We start from the raw sequence: 1,058 nt of genomic DNA on the forward strand, positions 1-1,058 counted from the left end.
CATAGCGGCGGCCGGCCACCGTCACGCTGCCCGGCTCGTGCAGCGCCGGCTGGAACACGAACTGACCGGCCGGTGCTTCGGCCAGCCCCAGGCGCTGGCCGAACCCGCGGCCAAAGCCGCCAACCGTCCAGCCGGTCAGGGCGCGGGCGAGGCCGCCGACATCAGCCTGCGTATAGTGGCTGGCGCCCAGCGTGTGCAGTTCCAGGATCTCGCGCGCCAGATTCTCGTTGAGGCCAGGCTTTCGCTGCGCATTGCGGCGTCGCGCGATCTGGCCCAGCCGGCTGTTCGGGCCAATCGACTGCGCCTGGTCGAGATAGAAGAGCATGCCCGGATGCCGGGTGACGGCCAGCAGCAGATCGGCAAAGCGCCCGGCGATGTGGGGCCGGATGGCCTCGAACTCCAGCGGGCCACCCATGGCGATGGTCGCCAGCTTGTCGGTGGAGATGGCAAAATGATTGGCCCAGAAATGCACCAGCCGTTCGGCAAAAGGCGCGGGGCTGGACAGCGCAACGGCGAGCCGGGCGCGCACCTGCCCGCCATAGGACTGGCGATAGGCCTGGCGGCGCTCCTGCTGGAATTGTTCGGCGCGCTTCTCCGCGTCCGCCGGCTGCATCCCGCCGGCCGGGCGCGTGCCAATCAGGCCCAACTGGCGCAGCTGCTGCAGATTCTCGCGATACTGGGCGGTCATCGCGGCGGCATCGGGCAGGCCGGCGATGGCGTCAGGGCGCGGATCGAAGCGGTCGAACTGGGCGAGCAGCCAGGCTTGCGGATCGGCGGGCGGGCGCTCGTCGGCGCGCAGTCCGAGGCCGAAGCGGTTGGCGGCGATGGCTGACAGGCTCATGCCCACTTCAACGCGAGCCGCCGGCAATTCCCTCGCGCGCAACGAAAAGGCCCGTCGGCGCGAACCGGCGGGCCTTCCCGTTCGTTTCCAGCTACGGAAAACTGGTTGGGGTCAGCGGTTCACCTGGCGCTTCAGGAAGCCCGGCAGCTCCTCGTCGGCCTGGGGGCCGGCCTGCGGCTCCGGGGCCAAGGTGGCCGGCGGCTCCGGCGCGCGGGCG

Annotated in this window: 1 protein-coding gene; it reads right to left on the minus strand. The window is 70.9% G+C overall.

Annotated elements, in window-relative coordinates; all coding sequences use genetic code 11:
- Window positions 1-841: DUF1800 family protein (locus GJV64_RS14735; RefSeq protein WP_164158238.1), on the minus strand; the 841-nt coding region annotated here is incomplete at its 3' end.
- Window positions 842-1,058 lie beyond the last annotated feature (217 nt).

Source organism: Sandarakinorhabdus rubra (assembly GCF_010994245.1).
Lineage (GTDB): Bacteria > Pseudomonadota > Alphaproteobacteria > Sphingomonadales > Sphingomonadaceae > Sandarakinorhabdus > Sandarakinorhabdus rubra.